15 protein-coding genes and 1 pseudogene are annotated in these 17,315 nt (G+C 73.8%); 14 read left to right on the forward strand and 2 right to left on the reverse strand.

The annotated features are described in order from the left end of the window. The first annotated feature begins 36 nt into the window (after nucleotides 1-36). From mihF to F1734_RS26425, 8 genes and pseudogenes are all read left to right on the forward strand, one after another. Complete coding sequence (mihF, locus tag F1734_RS13610) at nucleotides 37-357, forward strand: integration host factor, actinobacterial type (protein ID WP_003935409.1); 321 nt, start codon at nucleotides 37-39, stop codon at nucleotides 355-357. 67 nt (nucleotides 358-424) lie between these two features. Beyond that, on the forward strand, nucleotides 425-1,072 hold the full coding sequence (gene gmk / locus F1734_RS13615) for a guanylate kinase (protein WP_216534801.1): 648 nt from the start codon (nucleotides 425-427) through the stop codon (nucleotides 1,070-1,072). After that, the gene (gene rpoZ, locus F1734_RS13620; RefSeq protein ID WP_003935406.1) at nucleotides 1,069-1,371 is read left to right on the forward strand and encodes a DNA-directed RNA polymerase subunit omega; all 303 of its coding nucleotides are present in this window, start codon (nucleotides 1,069-1,071) and stop codon (nucleotides 1,369-1,371) included. The genes gmk and rpoZ overlap by 4 nt, the downstream gene beginning before the upstream one ends. Beyond that, nucleotides 1,368-2,651, forward strand: a complete 1,284-nt coding sequence (gene coaBC / locus F1734_RS13625; protein WP_203010683.1) for a bifunctional phosphopantothenoylcysteine decarboxylase/phosphopantothenate--cysteine ligase CoaBC — start codon at nucleotides 1,368-1,370, stop codon at nucleotides 2,649-2,651. Before rpoZ ends, coaBC begins: the two co-directional genes overlap by 4 nt. 215 nt (nucleotides 2,652-2,866) lie before the next feature. Next, on the forward strand, nucleotides 2,867-4,081 hold the full coding sequence (gene metK / locus F1734_RS13630; protein WP_003935404.1) for a methionine adenosyltransferase: 1,215 nt from the start codon (nucleotides 2,867-2,869) through the stop codon (nucleotides 4,079-4,081). 21 nt (nucleotides 4,082-4,102) lie between these two features. After that, nucleotides 4,103-6,121: a primosomal protein N' gene (locus tag F1734_RS13635; RefSeq protein ID WP_203010684.1), complete on the forward strand. Its 2,019-nt coding sequence runs from the start codon at nucleotides 4,103-4,105 to the stop codon at nucleotides 6,119-6,121. A gap of 182 nt (nucleotides 6,122-6,303) precedes the next feature. Continuing rightward, nucleotides 6,304-7,290 (forward strand): esterase/lipase family protein, encoded by a 987-nt coding sequence (locus F1734_RS13640; protein ID WP_203010685.1) that lies wholly within the window; start codon nucleotides 6,304-6,306, stop codon nucleotides 7,288-7,290. Beyond that, nucleotides 7,230-8,291: pseudogene (locus F1734_RS26425) on the forward strand (phosphatase PAP2 family protein); the annotation flags it as partial. The gene F1734_RS13640 and the pseudogene F1734_RS26425, both read left to right, overlap by 61 nt. Before the next feature lie 46 nt (nucleotides 8,292-8,337). On the opposite strand, the gene F1734_RS26275 reads toward F1734_RS26425, so the two are convergent. Continuing rightward, complete coding sequence (locus F1734_RS26275; RefSeq protein ID WP_010595119.1) at nucleotides 8,338-8,748, reverse strand: rhodanese-like domain-containing protein; 411 nt, start codon at nucleotides 8,746-8,748, stop codon at nucleotides 8,338-8,340. A 290-nt stretch (nucleotides 8,749-9,038) separates the two neighbouring features. Between F1734_RS26275 and fmt the strand changes: the two genes are divergently transcribed. From fmt to F1734_RS13660, 3 genes are all read left to right on the forward strand, one after another. Next, nucleotides 9,039-9,962, forward strand: a complete 924-nt coding sequence (fmt, locus tag F1734_RS13650) for a methionyl-tRNA formyltransferase (protein WP_040271518.1) — start codon at nucleotides 9,039-9,041, stop codon at nucleotides 9,960-9,962. Further along, the gene (locus F1734_RS13655; RefSeq protein ID WP_040271520.1) at nucleotides 9,959-11,404 is read left to right on the forward strand and encodes an RsmB/NOP family class I SAM-dependent RNA methyltransferase; all 1,446 of its coding nucleotides are present in this window, start codon (nucleotides 9,959-9,961) and stop codon (nucleotides 11,402-11,404) included. Before fmt ends, F1734_RS13655 begins: the two co-directional genes overlap by 4 nt. A gap of 91 nt (nucleotides 11,405-11,495) precedes the next feature. Continuing rightward, on the forward strand, nucleotides 11,496-12,425 hold the full coding sequence (locus F1734_RS13660; RefSeq protein WP_048773529.1) for a 1-phosphofructokinase family hexose kinase: 930 nt from the start codon (nucleotides 11,496-11,498) through the stop codon (nucleotides 12,423-12,425). A 65-nt stretch (nucleotides 12,426-12,490) separates the two neighbouring features. On the opposite strand, the gene ppsA is transcribed toward F1734_RS13660, so the two are convergent. Then, nucleotides 12,491-14,770 carry a phosphoenolpyruvate synthase gene (gene ppsA / locus F1734_RS13665; RefSeq protein WP_203010686.1) on the reverse strand — a complete coding sequence of 760 codons (2,280 nt, stop codon included), beginning with the start codon at nucleotides 14,768-14,770 and terminating at the stop codon, nucleotides 12,491-12,493. 172 nt (nucleotides 14,771-14,942) lie between these two features. On the opposite strand from ppsA, the gene rpe reads away from it, so the two are divergent. The 3 genes from rpe to F1734_RS13680 are packed head-to-tail and all read left to right on the forward strand — an operon-like array spanning nucleotide 14,943 to nucleotide 17,287. Beyond that, a complete protein-coding gene (rpe, locus tag F1734_RS13670) occupies nucleotides 14,943-15,626 on the forward strand; it encodes a ribulose-phosphate 3-epimerase (protein ID WP_026138115.1) in 684 nt (227 codons plus the stop codon). Then, complete coding sequence (gene ribD, locus F1734_RS13675) at nucleotides 15,623-16,666, forward strand: bifunctional diaminohydroxyphosphoribosylaminopyrimidine deaminase/5-amino-6-(5-phosphoribosylamino)uracil reductase RibD (RefSeq protein WP_238423948.1); 1,044 nt, start codon at nucleotides 15,623-15,625, stop codon at nucleotides 16,664-16,666. Before rpe ends, ribD begins: the two co-directional genes overlap by 4 nt. Before the next feature lie 12 nt (nucleotides 16,667-16,678). Further along, nucleotides 16,679-17,287 carry a riboflavin synthase gene (locus F1734_RS13680; protein ID WP_010595111.1) on the forward strand — a complete coding sequence of 203 codons (609 nt, stop codon included), beginning with the start codon at nucleotides 16,679-16,681 and terminating at the stop codon, nucleotides 17,285-17,287. The last annotated feature ends 28 nt before the right edge of the window (nucleotides 17,288-17,315 follow it).

A 17,315-nucleotide genomic window follows, 5' to 3' on the forward strand; every position in this document is an offset into this window, starting at 1 on the left:
GATGAGACTGATTGCCAACGATGAGACGGAGGAACCGTGGCCCTTCCCCAGCTGACCGACGAGCAGCGCGCCGCTGCTCTGGAGAAGGCGGCTGCTGCCCGTCGCGCCCGGGCTGAGCTCAAGGACCGCCTGAAGCGCGGCGGCACCGACCTCAAGCAGGTCCTGGCCGATGCCGAGAACGACGAGATCCTCGGCAAGATGAAGGTGTCCGCCCTGCTCGAGGCCCTGCCGAAGGTCGGCAAGGTCAAGGCGCAGGAGATCATGACCGAACTCGAGATCGCCCCGACGCGCCGCCTGCGCGGCCTGGGCGACCGTCAGCGCAAGGCGCTGCTCGCCAGGTTCGACTTCGACGCCTGAGCGACCGGTGGTAGCTGACGCACACACCGTGTCGGACAGCGGTTCCACGACGCGGAGGGGCCGGCTGGTGGTGCTGGCCGGCCCCTCCGCCGTCGGGAAGTCCACCGTTGTCCGCCGGCTCCGCAGCCGGGTGCCCGACCTGCTGTTCAGCGTGTCGGCCACCACCCGCGAACCCCGGCCCGGCGAGGTGAACGGGGTGGACTACCACTTCGTCAGCCGCGACGAGTTCGATCGGATGATCGAGTCCGGGGACCTGCTCGAGTGGGCCGAGATCCACGGCGGGCTGCAACGCTCGGGCACCCCCGCCGGTCCCGTGCGGGACGCGCTCGCCTCGGGACGCCCCGTGCTCGTCGAGGTGGACCTGACCGGCGCCCGCTCCGTGCGCGCCGCCATGCCGGAGGCCGTGCTGGCCTTCCTGGCGCCGCCGAGCTGGGATGTGCTGGTCGCCCGCCTCACCGGCCGCGGCACCGAATCGGACGAGGTGGTCCGCCGCCGGCTCGAGACCGCCCGGACCGAACTCGACGCCCGCGACGAGTTCGACACGGTGATCGTCAACGAGGACGTCGACCGCGCCTGCGACGAATTGGTATCCTTGTTGGTCGGTCCCCGCGACGATCGCCCCGACCGTCCGCAGCCGATCACGACCTTCCCCGCCTCGAACCCGAATCCCGGGCCCCACCAGAGCTCCGGAACGACACAGGAGAACACCGAGTGAGCAGCACCCAAGCAGCCGTGTCCGACACCGCCGGCCACGACCTGCCGGCCTACGACACCCCGCTGGGCATCACCAACCCGCCCATCGACGAGCTGCTCGAGCGCACCTCCTCGAAGTACGCGCTGGTGATCTACGCAGCCAAGCGTGCCCGGCAGATCAACGACTACTACAACCAGCTCGGCGACGGCATCCTCGAGTACGTCGGCCCGCTCGTCGAGCCCGGCCTGCAGGAGAAGCCGCTGTCGATCGCGCTGCGGGAGATCCACGCAGACCTGCTCGAGCACGCCGAAGGCGAGTGAGCCAGCGCGCCGCGGGCACCGCGGACCACTCGGAATTCGCGCAACGCCGCCGCATCGTCGTCGGCGTCGGTGGCGGCATCGCCGCCTACAAGGCCTGCGCGCTGATCCGGGCGTTCACCGAAAGTGGACACCACGTGCGGGTCATCCCGACGGACTCGGCGCTCGAGTTCGTCGGCCGCGCCACCTTCGAGGCCCTGTCCGGCAACCCCGTGCACACCGGCGTGTTCGCCGACGTGCCGCAGGTTCCGCACGTGCGGCTCGGACAGGAGGCCGACCTGGTGGTCGTCGCCCCCGCCACCGCCGACCTGATGGCCCGCGCCGCCCACGGCCGTGCCGACGACCTGCTCACCGCCACGCTGCTCACCGCGCGGTGCCCGGTCGTGTTCGCGCCTGCGATGCACACCGAGATGTGGGAACACCCGGCGACGGTGGACAACGTCGCCACGCTGCGCCGCCGCGGCGCCGTCGTCGTCGAGCCCGCCTCCGGCCGGCTCACCGGGCACGACACCGGCGCCGGCCGGCTCCCCGAACCCGAGGAGATCTTCGGACTGGCGTCGCTGCTGCTCGAACGACCGGACGCGTTGCCGCGGGATCTGACCGGGCGGCGCATCGTCGTCTCCGCCGGCGGCACCCGCGAACCGCTGGACCCGGTGCGGTTCCTCGGCAACCGCAGCTCCGGCAAGCAGGGCTATGCCCTCGCCCGGCTCGCCGCCCAGCGCGGCGCCGACGTCACCCTCGTCGCCGGGGCGGTGGCCGGGCTGGCCGATCCCGCCGCGGTGGAGGTGGTGCAGGTCCAGACCGCCGCCCAGATGCAGGCCGCGGTCACCAAGCATGCCGCCGGTGCGGACGCGGTCGTCATGTCCGCCGCCGTCGCCGACTTCCGGCCGAGCACCTTCGCCACCAGCAAGATCAAGAAGGGCGCGGGCGAGCCGGAGGCGATCGCGCTGACCAAGAACGAGGACATTCTCGCCGGGCTGGTCGCCGCCCGCACCGAGGGCACGCTGCCGGCGAGCACCGTCATCGTCGGCTTCGCCGCCGAGACCGGTGACGCCGAGGGCGACGTCCTCACCCACGCCCGCGCCAAACTGGCCCGCAAGGGCTGCGATCTGCTGGTCGTCAACGCCGTCGGCGAGGGGAAGGCGTTCGAGGTCGACCACAACGACGGGTGGCTGCTGGCGGCGGACGGTTCCGAGACCGCCCTCGCGCACGGTTCCAAGGCGCTGATGGCCAGCCGCGTCCTCGACGCGCTGGGTCCGCTGCTGGCGCAGAACCGGTCGTGACCTCGGGGGCGGGGCGCCCGTGACCTCGGGGCGGTACGCCCGTGACCCGGGGGGCGGCGCGCCCGTGACCCGGGGGCGGCACGCCCGTGACCCGGGGGGCGGCGCGCCCGTGAGCGAAAGTCTCGCGTCGGCGCGACCGGAACAGTAGCGTCGCCCATATCGTTGACATCAGTTCGTCCGTTCGAGCTAGACACAACCAGTCGAGAGGGAGTTCCGTGAGCAAGACCGGCGGTCGGCTTTTCACCAGTGAGTCCGTGACGGAGGGACACCCGGACAAGATCTGTGACGCGATCAGCGACTCCGTCCTCGACGCGCTGCTCACCGAAGACCCCCGCGCCCGCGTCGCGGTCGAGACCCTGGTGACCACCGGGCAGGTGCACGTGGTCGGGGAGGTCACCACCTCGGCCTACGCGGACATCCCGAAGATCGTGCGGGACCGGGTCCTCGAGATCGGCTACGACTCCTCCTCGAAGGGTTTCGACGGCAACTCCTGCGGGGTCAACATCGCCATCGGTGCGCAGTCCCCGGAGATCGCCGGCGGCGTCGACGTCTCGCACGAGGCCCGCACCGGGGTGCTCACCGACGACGAGGTGGCCCGTCAAGGTGCCGGTGACCAGGGCCTGATGTTCGGCTACGCCTGCTCGGACACCCCGGAACTGATGCCGCTGCCGATCGCGCTGGCGCACCGGCTCTCGCGCCGGCTCACCGAGGTCCGCAAGACCGGGGTGCTGCCGTACCTGCGGCCGGACGGCAAGACCCAGGTCACCATCGAGTACGACGGCGACCGCCCGGTCCGGTTGGACACGGTGGTGATCTCCACCCAGCACGCGGCGGACATCGACCTGAACAACCTGCTCACCCCGGATCTGCGCACCCACGTCGTCGAGGCGGTACTGGCGGACCCGAGCCTCGCGGGCCTCGACACCACCGGCCTGCGGTTGCTGGTGAACCCGTCCGGGTCGTTCGTCCTCGGCGGTCCGATGGGGGATGCCGGCCTGACCGGCCGCAAGATCATCGTCGACACCTACGGCGGCATGGCCCGGCACGGCGGTGGCGCGTTCTCGGGCAAGGACCCGTCGAAGGTGGACCGCTCGGCCGCGTACGCGATGCGGTGGGTCGCCAAGACCGCCGTGGCGGCGGGGCTGGCCGGCCGGCTCGAGGTACAGGTGGCCTACGCCATCGGCAAGGCCGCCCCGGTGGGGCTGTTCGTCGAGACGTTCGGCACCGAGAAGACCGACCCGGCGCGGATCCAGCAGGCGATCACCGAGGTGTTCGACCTGCGACCGGGTGCGATCATCCGGGACTTGGACCTGCTGCGGCCGATCTACGCGCAGACCGCCGCGTACGGGCACTTCGGCCGCACCGACATCGATCTGCCGTGGGAGAACACCGACCGGGCCGAGAAGCTGCGCGCCGCCGCCGGTCTGTAACCCGGACCCCCGACGGTCCGGGTGGCCACCGACAGGACCGCGGCCGAGACGGATCCGGTGGCGCGGATCCTGCCGCTGCTGCCGTTGCCCCACCTCGACCGCGAGTTCGACTATCTGATCCCGCGGGAGTTCGATGCCGAGGCGCGGCCGGGCGTGCGGGTGCGCGTCCGGTTCGCCGGCAGGCTCGTCGACGGCTTCGTGCTGTCCCGCGCGGCGACCAGTGAGCACACCGGCCGGCTCGGCTGGCTCGACCGGGTCGTCTCACCCGAGGTCGTGCTGACCCCGGAGATCGCCGCGCTCGCCGACGCCGTCGCCGCCCGCTACGCCGGCACCCGAGCCGACGTGCTGCGCCTCGCCGTGCCACCGCGGCACGCCCGGGTCGAGGCGGAGGACCCGCCACCCGCCCCGCCCCCCACGGCACCGGAGATCGACCGGACCGCCTGGTCCCGATACCGGCACGGCGAGAACTTCCTCGACGCCCTCGCCGCCGGCCGCGCCCCCCGCGCGGCCTGGCAGGCACTGCCCGGTGAGGACTGGCCGCGTCGTTTGGCCGAACTCGCGGCGTCGGTCGCCGCCACCGGGCACGCCGCGGTGCTCGTGGTGCCCGACCAGCGCGACCTCGACCGCGTCGTGACGGCCTGCACCGACCTCGCCGGCGCCGACTGCGTCGTCGGGCTCGCCGCCGGGCTCGGTCCGGCCGTGCGCTACCGGCGCTGGCTCGCGGCGTTGCGCGGAACCGCCCGCATCGTCGTCGGCACCCGGGCCGCCGTGTTCGCTCCCACCCCCGCCCTCGGCCTGCTCGTGGTGTGGGACGACGGCGACGACCTGCACTCCGAGCCCCGCGCGCCGTACCCGCACGCCCGAGAGGTGGCGCTGCTGCGGGCGCACGCCACCGGCGCCGCCGTCGTCCTGGCCGGGCACGCCCGCACCGCCGAGACCCAGGCCCTCGTCGACACCGGGTGGGCCCACGACCTCGCCGCCCCCCGCGACGTCGTCCGCGCCCGCGCCCCCAAGATCACCGCCCTCGCCGACAGCGACCAGGCCCTGGCCCGCGACCCCGCCGCGCGTGCCGCCCGGCTGCCGGCCATCGCCTTCGCCGCCGCCCGTGCCGCCCTCGGCGCCGACCGCGGGGTGCTCGTGCAGGTGCCCCGCCGCGGCTACGTGCCCGCGCTCGCGTGCGCCAAATGCCGGACCCCGGCCCGCTGCCGGCACTGCAACGGTCCGCTCGCGTTGCCGCAGGCCGCCGGGCCGGACGGCACCGCGACCCCCGCCTGCCGCTGGTGCGGCATCGCCGACGCCACCCACCGCTGCCACGCGTGCGGTGCCCGCGCCCTGCGCGCCGTCGTCGTCGGCGCCGGGCGGACCGCCGAGGAACTCGGTCGCGCGTTCCCCGGTGTCCCGGTGGTCACCTCCGGTGGGACGGAGGTCAAGGCCACCGCCCCGGCCGGACCCGCGCTCGTCGTGGCCACAGTGGGCGCCGAACCCGTCACCGCCGGGGGGTACGGCGCGGCCCTGCTGCTCGACGGGTGGGCCCTGCTCGGCCGCGCCGACCTGCGGGCCGCCGAGGAAACGATGCGTCGCTGGCTCACCGCGTCGTCGCTGGTGCGGCCCTTCGCCGACGGCGGCCAGGTCGTCGTGGTCGCCGACGCCGGCATCCCCACCGTGCAAGCACTGGTGCGCTGGGACCCGATCGGGCACGCGCAGTCCCAGCTCGCCGAACGCGCCGAGGTCGGCTTCCCGCCCGCGGTGCACATGGCCGCGGTCGACGGCACCGCGGCCGCGGTCGCCGACCTGCTCGCCGCCGCGACCCTCCCACCGGAGGCGGAGGTGCTCGGACCGGTGCCGTTGCCGCCGGGGGAGCGGCTGCCGTTCGGGGCCGACGACCCCGAGCCCGACGAGGTGCAGCGCATGGTGATCCGGGTGCCACGCGGCCGGGGTCTCGCGCTCGGCCGCGCCCTGCGCGAGGCGCAGGCAGCGCGCAGCGCCCGCCGCGCCGAGGGAGCGTTGCGGGTGCAGATCGATCCGCTGCGCGTCGGGTGACGCCCCCCGGGGCCCCGGGTCCGCGCGGAGGGACACCCCGGGGGGCAGGGCAGGCAAGACCCTCCCTTCACCTGCGGAAAGATGGCATGCCGGCGGGGCGCAACTGTGTCACGATAGGTCACAGGGGTGGGGGTCGATCCTGGTGACGGAGCCCGGCTGCGGGCGAGCCGGAGGGAGGGGCCGTGAACGGGGCACGCAGGATTGCCGGCGCGCTGGCCGGTATCGCGGCGGCCGTCGCGGCCGTCACCGGCGCCGCGACCGTCACCGCCGCACCCGCGCCGGGCTCGTCGGCGTCCGTGCCCGTCGCCCCCGGACCGGTGGCCACCACCCACGCCCAGGCCGCCGGCTACGCCGAGGAACATCCCGGAACGGCGCCGGCGCGATCGAACGACTTCGGGTGCGTGCCGTCCCCGGACCATCCACGACCGGTGGTGCTCGCCCACGGCACCGACTCCAACTCCTACTCGGACTGGGCTGCGGTCGCACCGATGCTCGCCGATGCCGGCTGGTGCGTGTTCGCCCTCGACTACGGCAAGGCCGACGGCGCCGACGAATACGGCACCGGCGACATCCGGGTCAGCGCCGCGCAGCTGGGCGCGTTCGTCGAGCGGGTCCGTGCCGGCACCGGTGCCGGCGAGGTCGACCTCGTCGGCTACTCGCAGGGTGCGACCGTCGCGCGGTACTACGTCAACCTGCTGGGCGGCTCGGCCGTCGTGGAACGCTGGGTGGGCGTGGCCTCACCCAGCTACGGCGGCACCTTCTACGGGCTCGGCGCCGCGGTCGTGGCCGCGCCCGGTGCCACCGACGCGGTCGAGGCCTTCCTCTCGGTGGCCCTCGTCCAGCAACTGCAGGGCTCGGAACTGCTCACCGAACTCAACACCCCCGTCGACACCGTTCCCGGCGTCCGGTACACCACCATCGGATCCCGCGTCGACGAGGTCATCCAGCCGGCCACCAACGTCGCGCTGCGCGGGCCCGGGGCGGTCAACCTGACCATCCAGGACCTGTGCCCCCAGGACCAGACCGGCCACTTCAACATGGTGTACGACCCGTTCTCGCTCACCGTGATCCGGCACGCCCTCGACCCCGAACGGTATGCCCCCGGCGAATGCGTCCCGGTACCGCTCGGCACGGGCATCCCCGAACTGATCATCGAGAGCAACTCCTGACCCGATCCACCCCCGTGAGCGCCCCGGTGCCCCGATCATGGGTATGCGGGCGGTGCGTGCCCAGTCGTCCGGGCCGGTCACACGGGAGGGAGGTAGCGGTGAACACCCAGTTCCTTCCCGGTCGCGCGGCGCGGCGGGCGCCGCAGCTCGTGCCGCCGCGGCAGTACGCCCGGGTGGCCGCGCGGTGCGGGTATCTCATCGCGCTGATCGGGACCGTCGTCACCCACGGCATCCCCGCCGACCGGCTGTACCAGGCCGCCTGGATCGTCGCCGGGCTGATCGCCTTCGCGATCGACCGGCCGTGGCGCGGGCACCTGCGCGTCGTCGTCGACTGGCTGCCCCTGGTCGCGGCGCTCGTCGTCTACGACCACACCCGCGGCCTCGCCGACGAACTCGGCCTGCCCGTCCGGGTGCACGAACCGGCCGCCGTCGAGAGCTGGCTGTTCGGCGGCACGATCCCGACGGTGTGGCTGCAGGAGCGTCTGCTCGGCGCGGACGGCGAGCGGCCCGGCTGGACGATGATCACCGCGGTCGTCTACACCAGCCACTTCCTCGTGCCGTGGCTGCTCGCGGCCCTGCTGTACCTGCAGTCGCGGTCGCGCTGGGCCGGATACATGCGACGGGTGCTGCTCCTGTCCTACTTCGGGCTCATCACCTACATCCTCGTGCCCGCGGCGCCGCCGTGGTATGCGTCCGAGGTGGGCGTCCTGCCGGAAGGCGTCGGCCGGGTCACCGGCTTCGGGTTCGGCGTAGTGCCCATCGACGTCGGCACCCGATGGTTGGAGGCGCAGGGCAACCCGGTCGCCGCGCTGCCGTCGCTGCACTCGGCATTCGCCCTGCTCGTGGCGGTCGCCCTGTGGCCGATCGCGCGGCGCGCCTGGATACGGGCCCTGCTGGTGGCGTTCCCGCTGGCCATGGCCTTCACGCTCGTCTACGGCGGCGAACACTACCTGGTCGACGTGCTGCTCGGCTGGGGTTACGTCGGGCTCGCCGTCCTGGCCGCCCGAGCCTGGGAGGCGCGCCGCGGGGCGCGGCGTGCCCCGCAGGTCAGTCCACCTGCTCCAGCGGCATCGCCAGCGTCACCCAGTCGTGCAGGCCACCGCGGTAGTACGCCAGCGCGGACGCCGGGTACCCCGCCTCGAGCAGCTCCCGGATCGCCATCGGGGACTGCGGACACTGCGGGCCGTTGCAGAACAGGATCGACACCCGGGACGGATCGAGCCGGTCCCGCAGCTCCGTGATCCGGCCGTGCGGCAGATTGATCGCGCCCGGAATGGACCTGCCCTTGCGCGAGTCCGGGACCCGGGTGTCGACGAGCACCGCTCCGTTCGCGACCAGCTCGGTCAGTTCCAGCTCGCCGACGGTCACCACCCCGGGCGCGCACTGCAGCGGCTGCAGCTCGCCCCACGTGGTGTCCACCAGGACCACGTCCTGCTCCTGCGCCGCCGGCCAGGGCACGCCCGCGGGATCCGCCGAGCGCACCCGGGGGGACCGTTCCATCCGTTCTCGCGTCTCTGCCATCGGCTCAGCCTATCGACGCGGCCCGACGGGTGCCGGGATTCGTCACGCCCGGCCCGGCCCGTCGGGTTCGCGGACGGCTGTCACCGCCCGCAGGCCCGGTCCCTAGACTGAGGGCACCATTCGTCGTCGAGATCCGGGAGCAGCATTCGTGAACAGTTCGGTCGGCCCAGCACGGTCCTCGTCCCGGGGCCGGGGCCTCGTTTCCCGCCCGCGGACGGGCCGCTGACGTGCGGCTGGTGTTCGCCGGGACCCCCGAACCGGCCGTACCGGCCCTGCGCCGCCTGCTCGACTCGCCGCGCCACGAGGTGGTCGCGGTCGTGACCCGGCCCGACACCACCGCCGGCCGCGGACGGCGGGTCGTCCGCTCGGCCGTGGGGCAGCTCGCCGACGAACACGGCATCGAGGTCCTCACCCCGGAGCGGCCCCGCGACCCCGACTTCGTCGCCCGGCTGACCGAACTCGCCCCCGACTGCTGCCCGGTCGTCGCCTACGGCGCGCTCATCCCGCAGCCGGTGCTCGACATCCCGAAGTTCGGCTGGGTGAACCTCCACTTCTCGCTGCTGCCCGCCTGGCGCGGCGCCGCGCCCGTCCAGGCCGCGCTCGCCGCGGGGGACGAGGTGACCGGCGCGAGCACGTTCCGGCTCGAGGCGGGCCTCGACACCGGCCCGGTCTACGGGGTGGTCACCGAGACGATCCGGCCCGACGACACCGCGGGAGATCTGCTCGCCCGGCTCGCCGACTCCGGAGCCGTGCTGCTCGAATCGACCCTCGACGGCCTCGAGGACGGGGTGCTCACGGCGGTGCCCCAACCCCCGGACGGCGTCTCGCACGCCCCGAAGGTCACCGTCGAGTCGGCTCGGGTGAGCTGGGACCGTCCCGCACACCTCGTCGACCGCCACATCCGTTCGGTCACGCCCGCGCCCGGGGCCTGGACGATGATCGGCGACCTGCGCGTGAAGCTCGGACCCGTGACCGGCACCGACGAGACCCTCGCGCCCGGGCAGATCCTGGCCCGCAAGGACGGTGTCCTCGTCGGCACCGGCAGCACCGCCGTGCGACTCGGGCAGGTCCAGCCGCCCGGCAAGAAGACGATGGCGGCCGCGGACTGGGTTCGCGGCGCCCGCCTCGACCCGGAGGTACGCGCCCAGTGACCGAGTCCCGCCGCCCCGCCCGCCGGTCCCGCCGCGGGCCCGGGGACCGCAACAACAAGCCCCGGCAGGCCCGCCGGCCGTCGCCCGCCGAGGCCGGCCTCGACCAGGCTCGGCTCGCCGCCCGGGACGTGCTGCGCGCCGTCCGGGAGCGCGACGCCTACGCCAACCTGGTGCTGCCGGCGCTGCTGCGCGAGCGACGACTCGACGGGCGCGACGCCGCCCTGGCCACCGAGCTGACATACGGCGCCGCCCGCGCCCAGGGCCTGCTCGACGCCGTGATCGCCGCCTGTGCCCACCGGCCCGTCACCGAGATCGACGGGGCGCTGCTGGACACCCTGCGGTTGGGCACGTATCAGCTGCTGCGGACCCGCATCGCCCCGCACGCGGCCGTCGCGACGAGTGTCGACATCGTCCGCGGCGAATTCGGCCACGGCAAGTCCGGCTTCGTCAATGCGGTGCTGCGCCGCGTCGCGGAGAAGCCGGAGGAACAGTGGATCGCCGAGCTCGCCCCCGACCCGGCTCGCGACCCGGTGGGACACCTGGCCTTCCGGTATGCGCACCCGGAGTGGATCGCGAAGGCCTTCGCGGTCGCGCTCGGCCCGGACGCCGGGGAGCTCGAGGAGGTGCTCGCGGCGGACGACGCCCGACCGGTGGTGCACCTGGTGGCCCGCCCGGGGGTGATCACCGCGGAGGAACTCGCGCTGGCCACCGGTGGCGAGATCGGGGCCTGGTCGCCCTACGCCGTGCATCTCGATGCCGGCGGTGATCCCGGCAAGCTCGACGCCGTGCGCGAGGGCATGGCCGCAGTGCAGGACGAGGGCAGTCAGCTGGTGGCGCGGGCGCTCACCCTCGCCCCCCTCGACGGGCCCGACCACGGCCGGTGGCTGGACCTGTGTGCCGGCCCGGGCGGCAAGGCCGCCCTGCTCGGCGCGCTCGCCGACATCGACGGCTTCACCGTCGACGCCGTCGAACCGGTCGAGCACCGCGCCGAACTGGTCCGCAAGTCCACCCGCGGCCTCCCCGTGACGGTGCACGTGGCCGACGGCCGCGAGCCCGGCCTGGGACCCGGCTACGACCGCATCCTGGTCGACGCGCCGTGCACCGGGCTCGGCGCCCTGCGTCGCCGGCCCGAATCCCGGTGGCGGCGCAACCCCGGCGACGTCGCCGAGCTGGTGCGGTTGCAGAAGCAGCTCCTCGCCTCGGCGATCGGGCTGCTGCGGCCGGGTGGGGTGGTGCTGTACGCGACGTGCTCGCCGCACACGTCCGAGACCCTCGCCGTCGTCGCCGACGCCGTCCGGCGGCACCGGGTCGAGCAGCTCGACACGCGCGAGCTCGTGCCCGGCGTGCCGCGTCTCGGCGACGGTCCGTCCGTGCAGCTGTGGCCGCACCGGCACGGCACCGACGCGATGTTCATGGCCGCGCTGCGCGCCCCGGCGAGCTGACCGGCGAGCTCGCCGCGCGAACGCCGGGAGAATCGGTCCGCGCTCGGATACGGTCGGACGCGACCCGCCCGCTCCCGGCAGGAGGCACGTCGTGCCCGACATCGTCACCGTGACCATGAACCCGGCGCTCGACATGACCACCTATACCGAGCAGGTGCGGCCCACCAGTAAACTGCGCTGCGAGGCGCCGCGACTCGAGGCCGGCGGCGGCGGGATCAACGTCGCGAAGGTCGCCGGGGTGCTCGGTGTCTCGGCCGCAGCGGTGTATCCGGCCGGCGGCCCGACCGGGGACATGCTTTCGGCGCTGCTGTCCGGCGGCGGCGTCGACAGCCGGCGCATCGACATCGACGGCATGACCCGGGAGTCGTTCACGGCGATCGAGCGCAGCACCGGCCAGGAGTATCGGTTCGTGCTGCCCGGCCCGGAGCTGAGCGTGCGGGATCAGGAACGGTGCCTGGACGTGCTCGTCGAGACCGCCACCGGTGCGCGGTACGTCGTCGCCAGCGGCAGCCTGCCGCCGGGTGTGCCGGGCGAGTTCGTCCAGCGCGTGGCCGACGCGGCCACCGATGCCGGCGCCCGCTTCGTCCTCGACTCGTCGGGGGACGCGCTGCGCCGCATCAAGTCCGGTGTGCACCTGGTCAAACCGAGCCTGCGGGAGCTGCGCGAGTGGGTGGGCCGGGAACTGCGCACCCCGCACGAACAGGCCGCGGCCGCCCACGAGCTCGTCGACGCCGGCATCGCCGAGGTCGTGGTGGTCTCGCTCGGGCCGGACGGGGCGCTGCTGGTCTCCGCCGACACGACCGCGCGGGTGAAAGCGCTGGACGTGCCCGTGCGCAGCGCCGTCGGCGCGGGCGACAGCATGGTCGCCGGACTGGTCGTCGGCTTGCTGCGGGGGCGGTCGCTGCGCGACGCCCTGGCACTGGGCATCGCCGCCGGCTCGGCGGCGCTGCTCACCCCGGGCAGCCAGGTTTGCCGGCGCGAGGACGTCGAACGGTTCGACGTCCTCGCGCGCGAGCGGTGACACCCGATCGTCCCCGTCGTCCGGGCGGTGCCGAGCGGGCCGACGGGTCCGGTCGCCCGGGGTCGTCAGTGCTCGTGCCGGGCGCGGTCCAGAACGATCCGCTGCTCGGCCCGCGCCACCGTGCGCCGGGTCTGTGCGGCCGCGTCCGGCGTGACCGACACCGACGTGATGCCCCGGCGCACGAGATGCTCGGCGAGCTCGGTGCTGGTGGAGACGGCCTGCCCGCACAGCGACGTGGTCAGGCCGGCCGCCGACGCGCGTTCGATGATGTGGTCGATCGCGTCCAGCACCGCCGGGTCGAGCGTGTCGAACAGGTCCTTGCACATCTCGGAGTCGCGGTCGACGCCGAGCACGAGCTGGGTCAGGTCGTTGCTGCCGATCGACACGCCGTGGATGCCGAGCTTCGCGTATTCGGGCAGCCAGTACACCACCGACGGGACCTCGGCCATGATCCAGCGCAGCATCCGCCGATCGGTGCCGAGCGGATGCGCGTCGAGCTGGCCCAGGCATTCCTTCAGCTCCCAGCGGGTGCGCACGAACGGGATCATCAGGTGCACGTTGGGATGCTGCGCGCGTACGCGATGCAGGACGTCGAGGTCGAGCGAGAACAGCTCGGGGTCGCGCACGTAGCGGAAGCAGCCGCGGTACCCGATCATCGGGTTCTCCTCGTCCGGCTCCGTCTCGCCGCCCTCGAGGTTCGCGAACTCGTTGCTGCGCAGGTCGATCGCGCGGTACACCACCGGACGCGGGGCGAAGGCCGCCGCGATCCGCGCGACGCCGTCGGCCATCTTCGACACGTACTCCTCGCGCCGGCCCTGCGCGATCATGTAGGCGGGATGCTGGCCGGCGAGCGCCTCGGTGATCATGAATTCCGCCCGCAGCAGCCCCACCCCGTCGACGTCGGTGTCGGCGACGGCCTGCGCGGCGTCCGGGGTGGCGAGATTGACGTACACGGCTGTCGCGGTGACGGTCGGCGCGGATGCGGCGGCCGCCGGGGCGGCGGTCTGGGCCGCGGCCGGCCGCTCGGGGCGGACCTCCCCGTCGAAGACGACGCCGGCGTCGCCGTCCACGGTGATCAGCTGGCCGTCCTGCAGGTCCTGCGTCGCGGTGCGGGCACCCACGACGACGGGTTTGCCGAGTTCGCGGCCGACGATCGCGGCGTGGCAGGTGATGCCGCCGCCGTCGGTGACGATGCCGCCGGCGCGGCGCAGGATCGGCAGCCAGTCGGGGCGCGTCATCGGGGCCACGAGGATCTCCCCGTCGCTCAGGCGCTTGCCGTCGACCAGCTCGTGCAGCACCCGGACCCGTCCGGTGGCCCGGCCGGGGCCGGCACCGAGCCCGGTCAGCAGCGGCGCCGCCTGTCCGTTGCCCGACGCCGCAGCGGCGGCAGGCATCCCGAGGGTGGTGATCGGGCGGGTCTGCACGATCCACAGCTCACCCTCGGCGAACGCGAACTCGAGGTCCTGCGGCCGGCCGTAGTGCTGTTCGACGTCCGCGGCGAGCCGCGCGACCTTCCCGAGCTGCTCCTCGTCGAGCACGCGGATCTGCCGTGACGAATCGACCGCGACGCGGCTGTCGCCGGCGTCGGTGGAGGCGATCTGGAACTCCTGATGCCCGAGATGTACATCGAGCACCGTGAAGCCGTCCTTGGCGACGACGTAGGTGTCGGGCTCGACCTGCCCCCCGACGACGACCTCGCCCAGACCGAGGGCGGCCTCGACGACGATGCGATCGAGTTCGCCGGTGCGCGGATCGGCCGTGAACGCCACCCCCGACGATTCCGAGCGCACCATCACCTGCACCACGACGGCGATGGACGGTTCGTCGGTCACCCCGCGCAGGCCGCGGTAGGTGCGGGCGCGTTCGGACCACAGCGACGCCCAGCACGCCTGCACGGCGCGCACCACCGCGTCGGCACCGGCGATGTTGGTGTACGACTCGTGGATTCCCGCGAAGGAGGTGTCCGCGGCGTCCTCGGCGGGCGCGGAGGACCGCACCGCCACCGGCACGTCCACGCCCAGTTTCTCGTAGGCGGCGACGATGGCGGCGCGAATTTCGTCGGGCACCGTGGACTCGGTCACCAGCGCCGCCAGTTCCGCCGAGGTGCGGATCAGCGTCGCGTCGTCGATGTCGGGGGCCGGGACGGCCTCGGCGCGCAGCCGGTCGCGCACTCCCGCCGCGGCCATCGCATCGAGATAGGCGGCGGTGGTGATGGCGAAGGCGGGCGGCACGGGGAACCCGGCGCGGGTCATCTCCCCGAGGTTGGCGGACTTGCCGCCCACCGTCGGCGCGTCCTCCGCGCCCACGTCGCCGATCGGTCGAACCCACACCGTGTGCGTGGCCATTCTCGCTCCCCACTGCCGCATCGGGCCCAGCGGTTCCGGACCCGCCATCGTCCACTCAAGCATCGCCCAGCAGACCGAACCAGGGGTCGAAAGTCATGAAAACCCGCGCCGGCGGCGCGGGCACCGTGACGGGCGGCAGAGTCCGCCGCCGGGACCGTTAAACTCGGTGGACGTGGCCCACCCGATGATTGCTCCCTCCATCCTCTCCGCGGACTTCGCCCGGCTCGCCGACGAGGCCGCCGCGGTCGCCGACGCGCACTGGCTGCACGTCGACGTCATGGACGCGCACTTCGTCCCGAACCTGACCCTCGGCCTTCCGGTCGTGCAGTCGTTGCTGAAGGCGACCGACATCCCGCTCGACTGCCATCTGATGATCGAGGATCCGGGTCGCTGGGCGCCGCCCTACGCCGAGGCGGGCGCCCACAACGTCACCTTCCACGTCGAGGCCACCGACAACCCCGTCGCCGTCGCCCGCGACATCCGGGCCGCCGGTGCGCGGGCCGGGCTGAGCGTCAAGCCCGGCACCCCGATCGAGCCGTACCTCGAGATCCTCGAGGAGTTCGACACGCTGCTGGTGATGAGCGTCGAGCCCGGATTCGGCGGCCAGTCCTTCATCCCGGACGTGCTCGACAAGGCCCGCGCCGTCCGCCGCCTCGTCGACGCCGGCGAGCTGACCCTGCTCGTCGAGATCGACGGGGGCATCAACGCCGACACCATCGAGGCGGCCGCCGAGGCCGGTGTCGACTGCTTCGTCGCCGGGTCGGCCGTGTACGGGGCCGACGACCCGGGCGAGGCGGTGCGCAAGCTGCGCGAGCGGGCTGCGCACGCCTCCCCGCACCTGACCCTGGCCCCGTGAGCGGTGCTCCGCGCGGGGCGGCGGTGAGCGGCGCACCGCTCGACGCGGCCCTGCGCCTCGCGCTCGACGCCGGCGAATCGGTGCGCGGCACCACCACCCCCAACCCGCCGGTCGGCGCGGTGATCCTCGACGCGGCCGGGCAGGTCGCCGGGGTGGGGGCGACCCGCCCGCCGGGCGGCCCGCACGCCGAGGTCGTGGCCCTGACCGAAGCGGGGGAGCGGGCCCGCGGCGGCACCGCGGTGGTCACCCTCGAGCCGTGCAACCACACCGGCCGCACCGGGCCGTGCGCCCAGGCGCTGCTGCGTGCCGGCGTCGCCGCCGTCTACTACGCGGTGACCGATCCGAATCCGCCCGCCGCCGGCGGCGCACAGACCCTGCGCGCCGCCGGGGTGAGCGTGCACGGCGGGTTCGGCGCCGAACTCGCCGAGGCGGGCGCGCTGCGCGCCTGGCTGCACCGGCAGCGCACGGGACGTCCCCACGTGACCTGGAAGTACGCGGCGAGCCTGGACGGGCGCAGCGCCGCGGCCGACGGCACGAGCCGCTGGATCTCCGGCCCGCAGGCACGGGCCCGCGTACACGCCGAGCGTGCCCGCCTCGACGCGATCGTCGTCGGCACCGGCACCGTCCTCGCCGACGACCCGTGGTTGACCGCCCGGCGGCCGGACGGCTCGCTGGCCCCGCACCAACCGCTGCGCGTCGTCGTCGGCCGAAGTGAAATCCCCAGGACCGCACGGGTTCTCGACGACGCCGCGCCGACCCTGGTGCTGCGCACCCACGACCCCGACGAGGTGCTCGGCGCGCTCGCGGACCGGGCGGACGTGCTGCTCGAGGGCGGCCCGCGCCTGGCCGGGGCGTTCCTCGCCGCCGGCCGGGTCGACCGCATCCAGGCCTACCTCGCGCCGGTCCTGCTCGGGGCCGGACCGTCCGCCGTACGGGACGCGGGCGTGGGCACGATCGCCGAGGCGCTACGGTTTCGTCGGGAGCGCGTCGAAACCGTCGGCGCCGACGTGTTGCTGACCCTGGTCCCCGACCGGGAGTGAAGGAGCGGGTACGTGTTCACCGGGATCGTGGAGGAACTGGGGGAGATCGTCGCGCGGGAGGACCTCGCCGACGCGGCGCGGTTCACCGTCCGCGGGCCCGTGGTGACCTCCGACGCCGGCCACGGCGACTCCATCGCCGTCAACGGTGTGTGCCTGACCGTCGTCGACGTCCAGGGCGGTGACTCCTTCACCGCCGATGTGATGAAGGAGACCCTCGACCGTTCGAGCCTGTCGCAGCTCGGTCCGGGCAGCCGCGTCAACCTGGAGCGGGCCGCGGCGCTGAACAGCCGTCTCGGCGGGCACCTGGTCCAGGGGCATGTCGACGGCACCGGCACCGTGCTCTCCCGCACCCCGTCGGAGAACTGGACCGTGGTGCGGATCTCGCTGCCGGCGGAGGTGTCCCGGTACGTGGTGCACAAGGGCTCGATCACCGTGGACGGGGTCTCGCTGACCGTTTCCGCCCTCGGCGGGACGCCCGGCGACGAGTGGTTCGAGATCTCCCTGATCCCGACGACGTTGTCGCTGACCACCCTGGGCAGTGCCGCGCCCGGCACGCTCGTCAACCTCGAGGTCGACGTCATCGCCAAGTATGTGGAGCGGCTGCAGGCCGCCGGCCGCTGAGTCGTACTGTTGAACTCGGCAATCAGTT

The organism is Rhodococcus ruber (assembly GCF_016804345.1).
Taxonomy (GTDB): domain Bacteria; phylum Actinomycetota; class Actinomycetes; order Mycobacteriales; family Mycobacteriaceae; genus Rhodococcus; species Rhodococcus ruber.

Excerpts from the sequence above, each read along its gene's own strand:
- ppsA (WP_203010686.1), bottom strand. The coding sequence starts at position 14,770 with ATGGCCACGCACACGGTGTGGGTTCGACCGATCGGCGACGTGGGCGCG.